This is a genomic window from Amycolatopsis sp. lyj-108 (assembly GCF_046549005.1).
Lineage (GTDB): Bacteria > Actinomycetota > Actinomycetes > Mycobacteriales > Pseudonocardiaceae > Amycolatopsis.
In genome coordinates, this window is the sequence record NZ_JAJPWQ010000020.1 from 59,968 (window position 1) to 67,189 (window position 7,222).

6 protein-coding genes are annotated in these 7,222 nt (G+C 68.5%); 2 read left to right on the forward strand and 4 right to left on the reverse strand.

Features of this window, described 5'->3' with window-relative positions; genetic code table 11:
- Positions 1–22: 22 nt before the first annotated feature.
- The gene (locus tag ACLJO0_RS43250) at positions 23–1,420 is read right to left on the reverse strand and encodes an FAD-dependent oxidoreductase (RefSeq protein WP_410585698.1); all 1,398 of its coding nucleotides are present in this window, start codon (positions 1,418–1,420) and stop codon (positions 23–25) included.
- 267 nt (positions 1,421–1,687) lie between these two features.
- Here ACLJO0_RS43250 and ACLJO0_RS43255 point away from each other — a divergent pair, with 267 nt between their 5' ends.
- Positions 1,688–2,866, forward strand: coding sequence for an acyl-CoA dehydrogenase family protein (locus ACLJO0_RS43255; protein WP_410585699.1), 1,179 nt, complete (start codon positions 1,688–1,690; stop codon positions 2,864–2,866).
- Positions 2,867–2,897: 31 nt separating this feature from the next.
- Positions 2,898–3,329: an SgcJ/EcaC family oxidoreductase gene (locus tag ACLJO0_RS43260; protein WP_410585700.1), complete on the forward strand. Its 432-nt coding sequence runs from the start codon at positions 2,898–2,900 to the stop codon at positions 3,327–3,329.
- Between the two features lie 410 nt (positions 3,330–3,739).
- On the opposite strand, the gene ACLJO0_RS43265 is transcribed toward ACLJO0_RS43260, so the two are convergent.
- The 3 genes from ACLJO0_RS43265 to ACLJO0_RS43275 are packed head-to-tail and all read right to left on the reverse strand — an operon-like array spanning position 3,740 to position 6,946.
- The gene (locus tag ACLJO0_RS43265) at positions 3,740–5,131 is read right to left on the reverse strand and encodes a DHA2 family efflux MFS transporter permease subunit (RefSeq protein WP_410585701.1); all 1,392 of its coding nucleotides are present in this window, start codon (positions 5,129–5,131) and stop codon (positions 3,740–3,742) included.
- Positions 5,132–5,135: 4 nt separating this feature from the next.
- Entirely contained in the window at positions 5,136–6,149 is a 1,014-nt protein-coding gene (locus ACLJO0_RS43270) for a carboxymuconolactone decarboxylase family protein (RefSeq protein ID WP_410585702.1), read from the reverse strand.
- On the reverse strand, positions 6,146–6,946 hold the full coding sequence (locus tag ACLJO0_RS43275) for a TIGR03084 family metal-binding protein (protein WP_410585703.1): 801 nt from the start codon (positions 6,944–6,946) through the stop codon (positions 6,146–6,148). The genes ACLJO0_RS43270 and ACLJO0_RS43275 overlap by 4 nt, the downstream gene beginning before the upstream one ends.
- Positions 6,947–7,222 lie beyond the last annotated feature (276 nt).

Genomic DNA, 7,222 nt, shown 5'->3' on the forward strand with positions numbered 1-7,222 from the left:
TGAGCGACGGCCCATGGGATCTTCATGACAGCTCCTCCCGATCGTGGAGCGGAGCAAGCGGCTTGGGCGCCGCGGACCGGGACGGGCCCGGCGCCGGCCTGCCGAGGCCGTGCTTCAGCACACGCCTCACCATCGACGGCCGCATCAGGGTCTCCGGCGGGTCGATCAGGCCCGCCACCCGCATGAACGCGCCGGCGATCCCGGCGTCCTTGGTCGCGGCGTACTGGAGACGGGACATGTACGCGTTGCCCATCCGCACTTTGAGCGTGCGGCGGCCCTGCACGCGCGGGAAGTTCAGGTCGCCGCCCGCCGAGATGTCCCACGGCGCGTCGATCACCTTGGCCAGGTCCGACAGGAACGGTCCGGGCCGCACACCGCCCTTCCGCAGATGCTCGCGCAGGGTCAGTGCCTCGATGGACGCGACGCTCATACCCTGGCCGTAGACCGGGTTGAAGCTGCACAGCGCGTCCCCGATGAGCAGCAGGCCGTCCGGGAAGCGGGAAAGGCTCTCATAACGGCGCCGGACACTGGCCGGGAAGCCGAAACTCACCGGCGCGTCCAGGCCTTCGGCGTCATGGACCGCGTCGTAGATGTCCGGCACCGGCAGCGAGCGGACGAATTCGAGGAACGCGCCGGGCTCCGTCGGGGGATGGTCGCCGAGGATGCCGGTCAGCGAAAGGATGCACGTGTCCTTCCCGATCTGCCCGAAGAACGCGCCTCTCGGATGGGCGGGTGAGGCGACCGGGTTGATCGATTGCACGCCGCCGAACCATTCCGGCCGTGTCCGGTAGAGCCGGGTCGTGTAGGCGAGGCCGACTTTGACCTTGTCCTCACGCGGGCGGGCATAACCGAATTCCTCCAGCCAGGCGGGAGTGCGCGAGCCACGCCCGGTCGCGTCCACGACGAGATCTGCCTCCAGCGCCTCCTCCTCGGCGCCCTCGCCGCGCGACCGGACCCGTGCCCCGATCACCCGGTCCCGGCTCGGTGTGGCCAGCAGGCCGAGAATGTCGTGCTTTTCCAGAATCCTGACATTCGGCAATTCGGCGACGCGGGCGCGTAGATACCCTTCCAGGAAGGGACGTGGCGCCGTCACCGAGGTCAATCCGGTGCGCGCGGGCCGCAACTCCCGTGCGTCGAAGAACCAGCGCATTTCCCCGAGATCACCGGTCGGCACGCCGTTGGCGCGCAATTCGTCGGTGAAACCGGGGAACAATTCCTCGATGATCAAATGGCCGCGAGCGTGCAGGCCGTGTGCGTGCCGGGTGTGCGGAGTTCCCTTGCGTGCCTCGTAAACGCCGGCGATCTCGTCGCGATCGACGATCAGCACCTCGGAAAAGAATTCGGAGAGCACCCGCGCGGCCAAGGTTCCGCCGATGCTGCCGCCCAGTACGATCGCCCGTCTCCCGGTCACGTTACTCACGGCGCCAGTCCCCTTTCTCGTGATCAGCTCGGGTAATGCTTTCAGCCGACGGAACGGCGGCGCATCTTTGAGGGTGCGGCTGCAATGGACCGACCATGGCAGTGTCGTGCCCGGTCACGCATCTCTGGTCGTGCGCGGGTGAGCCCGGTTCAACGCGGCACGATCGAAGATGCCCCGGCCCACCCACGATGAAAGCGTCTTGCTCACCGGGGCGGACAGACGGCGGTGAACGCGTTCCGTCCACGCCTTCACGAGGAGGTTTCAGTCTTGTCCACCGAAATTCCCACGCGCGAGCAACTGGTGCGGCGTATCTCCGAGCTGCGTCCGAGTCTCCGAGACAAGGCCGGTTGGGCCGAGGAAAACCGTCGGCTCCACGACGACACGATCGACGCACTGGCGGACGCCGGCGTGTTCAAATTGCGCACACCGAAGCGGTACGGCGGATTCGAGGCGGACACCGCGACACTTCTGGACGTCGCGGCCGAAATGGGCAGGGCGGACGGGTCGACCGCGTGGACCGCGGCGGTGTACTGGATTCCCACCTGGATGGCGTCGCAATTCCCGGACGAGGTCCAGGACGAGGTGTTCTCGACACCCGACGTCCGCGTATGCGGCACGCTCAGCCCGACCGCGATGGCCACCCCCGCCGACGGCGGCGTGGTGATCAACGGCAAATGGGGCTTCATCAGCGGTGCGCATCACGCGCACTGGCAGGAGGTCATCGCCGTGCTGGTCGGCGGTGAGGGCGAGCCCTACCCGATCATGGCACTGGTGCCGATGTCGGATCTGCTGATCGTCGACGACTGGCACACCTCGGGCCTCAAGGGCACCGGCAGTGTCAGCACGGTGGCGAAAGAGGTTTTCGTCCCGCAGGAACGCATCATGCCGCTCCCCGCCATGTTGCAGGGGCAGTACTCGAGCGTGCGGAACGCCGACGCGCCGATCTACCGGGCCCCGCTGCTGCCGGTCGCGTCCGCCTCGTCGGTCGGCAGCGTGCTCGGGATGGGCAACGCCGCCAACGAGTTCTTCCTCAAACGACTGCCAAACCGGAAGATCACCTATACCGCATACGAAAGTCAGCGGGAGGCGCCACTGACCCATCTCCAGGTCGCGAGCGCGTCGTTGAAACTGGACGCCGCGGAGTTCCACGGGAAGCGCCTGACGTCACTGGTGGACACCAAGAGCGTCGACGGCACCTCGTGGAAGCTGGAGGAGCGTGCGCAGGCGCGCGCCGACATGGGCGCGGTATGCGCGCTCGTCAAGGAGGCGGTGGACATCTTCAGCACCGCGAGCGGCGGGTCGTCGATCTACACGGACGTGCTCATGCAGCGCATCCAGCGTGACGTCCAGGCCGTCAACCTGCACGCGCTCATGCACCCCGACACCAACACGGAGCTGTACGGCCGCGTGCTCTGCGGTCTCGAACCCAACACGCTGTACTTCTGATCGCCGAAATCCGGAACAGGGAAGGGAACCCATGGACTCCAGCACCAAGGCGGAGCAGGCCGCGGTCGCCGCGCTCACGCAGAAGGTGATTTCGGCCTGGGCGTACAACGACGCCGATACCTTCGCCGACGTCTTCACCGAGGACGGCACGATGATCCTGCCGGGCCTGTACAAGAAGGGCCGTGAGGAGATCCGCGCCTACCTCAAGGAGGCCTTCGCCGACCAGTACAAGGGCACCCAGGTGACCGGCAAGCCGGTCGACATCCGGTTCTTCTCGAGCGAGGTCGGCCTGCTGCTGACCCAGGGCGGGGTACTCGCGCCCGGCGAGTCCGAGGTCTCGGACGCGCAGGCGATCCGCGCGGCGTGGTTCGTGGTGAAGCAGGACGGCGAGTGGAAGCTCGCCGCCTATCAGAACAGCCCAGCCACCCAGCGCCTTCCCGTCCCCGGCACGTCGGTGAACTGACACCACGCCGGTCTTGCGCCCGAACGTCCAGTCAGAGGACGGCGTTCGGGCGCATCGGCGTGGGCGGATGCCTTCGCCATAGGTGCGATTTGGCGCGGGACCGGTGTCGCTCTGGTAGTGAGGGCCTCCTTGCCTACTCTGACGGTAGTGAAGGAGGCTTTCGCTACCGTCGGATGTGGTCCCTGGTGACAGTGGGACGGTAGTGACCTCGGCGGCCGGTCGTGAAGTACATGAAGGCGTGACTCGTGTGCCTGGATGCCGCACTCGTGAACCGTGCTCTCGGGAAGAGAGCTTTGTGGACAGTTGAAGAGGTCAAGTCAAGGCGAGACACGCGTGTCTGAAGGGCGAACTCGCGTGCTTGGGGGCGTGACTCGCGTGATTGAAGGCGTAACACGCCGGGTTTCGTGCCCTCAGTGTCGCTTGGGCTTCATGAGCGTGGCCAGGGCGGCACCGGCCACGAGTACACCGGCCAGGACGGCGAGGGCCGTGCGGGCGGCGGACAGGAACGCGTGCGGCTCGAGTTCCCCGGTGGCGCGGTTCTGCAGGATCGCGCCGGCCACGGCCGCCCCGAGCGCGCCGCCGACTTGCCGGGCGGTGTTCAGGATCCCGGACGCGGCACCGGAATTCCCGGGTGTGATGTCGCGCATGGCCTCGGTCGTCGCGGGCGCCAGGGTCGGCCCCTGGCCGACACCGACCGCGATCAGCGGGAGGACGAACGCCGCGGCGGTCGACGAGGAATCCGGCAGGAGTCCGATGCCGAGCACGCCTAGTGCGAAGAGCGCGAGCCCGGATACGAGCAGGGGTTTGCCGCCGATCCGATCGGTCAGCCTGCCGGCGACCGGAGCGACCGCGCTGAGCGCCAGCGTCCAGGGCAGCGCGCTCAGACCGGACTCGACGGGGCTCATGCCGAGCAGCGTCTGCGTCTCGAGCACGAACACCAGCAGCAGGCCGTACAACGCGAACGAAGTGATCAGCGTGATCGTGGTGGCGATACCGAAGTTCCGGTCACGGAAAAGCGCGAGCGGCACCAGCGGTTCCGCACGGCGCCGCTCCCACAGCACGAACGTCACGAGCAACACCACCGACGCGGCGAAGATCGCCGGAATGGAGACCGGGCCCGCCACCGTGCCCCAGTCGTGCCGCTCCCCCTCGATCAGCCCGAACACCAACGCGGTCAGGCCGGTGGTGGCGAGCAGCACGCCGACCGGGTCGAACCGGTGTGAGCGTGCGGTACGCGGGGCGGGCACCAGCCGCAGGGTCGCGACGATCGCGATCAGGCCGATCGGCAGGTTGAGGTAGAAGACCGACTGCCAGCCGAACTCGGTGACGAGCAGGCCGCCGAGCGTCGGCCCGCTCACCGACGCCAGACCCGCGACCGCGGTGAAGATCCCGAACGCGGCGCCACGACGTCGTGCCGGGAAGATCGCCGAGATCAACACGAGTGCCTGGGGTATCAGTGCCGCCGCGCCGACCCCCTGCAGAATGCGGAAGACGATCAGCATCCCGGGAGTGGCCGACAGTCCACACAGGACAGAGGCGACGGTGAACCCCGCCAGCCCCGCGATGAAGACCGCACGCGGGCCGACGAGGTCGCCCAAGCGGCCGAAGACGATCAGCAGCGCGGCGAAGGTCAGCAGATAGCCGTTGAAGATCCACAGGATCTCGTCGATCCCGGCCTCGAGCTCCCGCATCATCACCGGCGCCGCGGTGTTCACGATCGTGGTGTCGAGCAGGATCAGGAAGTTGGCGAGGCACAGCACGCCGAGCGCGAGCCAGGGATCGGACCGCGCCCTGGTCCGCATCAGGTCACCGCGCATCCTGGCCGGTTTTCAGTACACCGATCCTTCGCGCGGCCGCCATACTCGCCCACGACGTCACTTCGACCAGGGCCCTGTCCTCCCGATGGACGCGCTGGAACTCCGCCACGACCGTCTCGTCGACCTGGTAGGAGGCCATCGCGGTGACCAGGGCGAGCCGACCGGCCGCACGTTCGGACGCGGGCAACGCCGTGATCGCCTCCTCGGCCCAGGCGCGGCTCGGCCCGGTCGACTGACCGTCCCATGTGGACAGACGTGCGCGGACCAGCGCGGCGACTCCCTCGGTGACGCTGTCCCGGGTGGCGGAGTCGATCGCCGCGGCGGCACTGGCGAACGCGGCCGCGATGGAGGGGTTGCCCGCCGCCCATCGCAGATCCGACGGCAGCGGTTCGCGAGGCAACAACTCGAGTGACGTGCCGGGCTCACCCGGTTCGGCCGCCACCGCACCCATGAACCTGCTGAAGAAGGCCTCCGCCGTGCCTCGGGCCGCCGCCGGGATCTCGTCCGGCAGCGGCGAATCGGCGAGGAACACGTTCACCATGCGGTTCAGGTAGTGGAAGCACACCGCGACCCCGACGAGTTCCGCGGTGTGTTCGGCCGGGAACGGGCGGGTTTCCGCCGCCCCGGGCGCCCGCGCCCAGGCTGCGATCGGCAGGTCCGCCGAGGGGGCACCGCCGATCCCCCGGACCGTCGCGCCGTGCACCGTCACGCAGTACGGGCACTCGTTCGACAGCGACACCGCGGTGGCGACACGTTCCTTCGTCCGGCGGTCGACGAGGCCGGACGCGACCAGCGTCTCCCGCAACATCATCCAGCTCCCGGCGAGCGCCGCCGGTGCGGCGGCGTGCAGTGCCACCGGCGGGGCGAGCATGCCGAAGTCGCGTTCGACCTGGCGGTACACGTCCGCCACCAGCCCCGTCGCCCGCCGCGGCGCGACCGGGGTCACATAGCGGATCTGCCTGAGCGAGCGGCGCAAAGCGGTTCGCAGCAGCCTGGAGGTCATGATCCCTGACTGAACTGTCCTGCTTCGCGCCCTTCGCCCGCGGGCCCGCGGTAGGCCTGTGCGATCTCCAGCCAGTGTGCCGCGTGCTCACCGGTGGCCACGAGGGCGAGGTCGGAGTGGTGACGGCGCCGGGTGACCAGCAGGCAGAAGTCCTCCGCCGGGCCCTCGACGCGCTGAGTGGCGTCCTCCGGCCCGAAAGCCCACTGGGTACCGGCAGGCGACACCAGGTCGAACCGGAACTGCTCGGCGGGCGTCGTGAGCCCCCTGGCCAGATAGCCGAAGTCCCACGTCCGCACCGCGAACGCGACCAGATGGCCGAGGCGTTCCGTCCGGGTCCGGCGCACGCCGAGCGCGTCCGCGATGTCCTGGCCGTGGGCGAACATCTCCATCATCCCGGCACTCGCGAGAATGGACGGCGGCAGCGGATTCACCAGCCACGGAACGAAACCGGCGGGATCGACGGCGGCCAGCGCCTTCGACGCCGCGGTGCGCTCGGCCTTCCACCGGTCGAACAGCACGTCGGGAGGGTCGGGCAGGAACTGCGACAGCGCGGCGTGGACGTTCGCGTCGAAATCCGGCCCGAGGCTGCCGGCGAGGTTCTTGAACCCCTCCGGATCGGCCGCGGCCAGCCCCGCCATCCGGAAGGTCGCGGCGAGATGTGCCACCTGGTGCGCGATCGTCCACCCCGGCGCCGGGGTCGGCGTGGCCCACTGCTCCGGCGTGAGCGACGCGAGCAGCGCGTCGAGCTCATCGCCGTCGGCGTCCAGATCCTGAATGACTTCCCGCAAACCGGCCACGCCGTTCACCTTTCACGCGAATCGACAAGGATTTTCTTGGACTTATTGAGACGAAGGTCGAACATGTCGTGTTCGTGGGTGAGGCCGGCGGTGGAGGTGAAGGCCCTGGTCTGGCGTGAGGTGGTCGTGAGTGGCGATTCGGGTTCTACCCCGAATCGCCATTCACGGCTCGTTCCGGACCTCGGCGCCACGAGTCGAGATCCGTCCACGCTTCGAGTGTCCGCTCGCTTTCGAACCGGCGGCGTTCCCCGGTGACCGGGTCGGTGAACTCGAGGA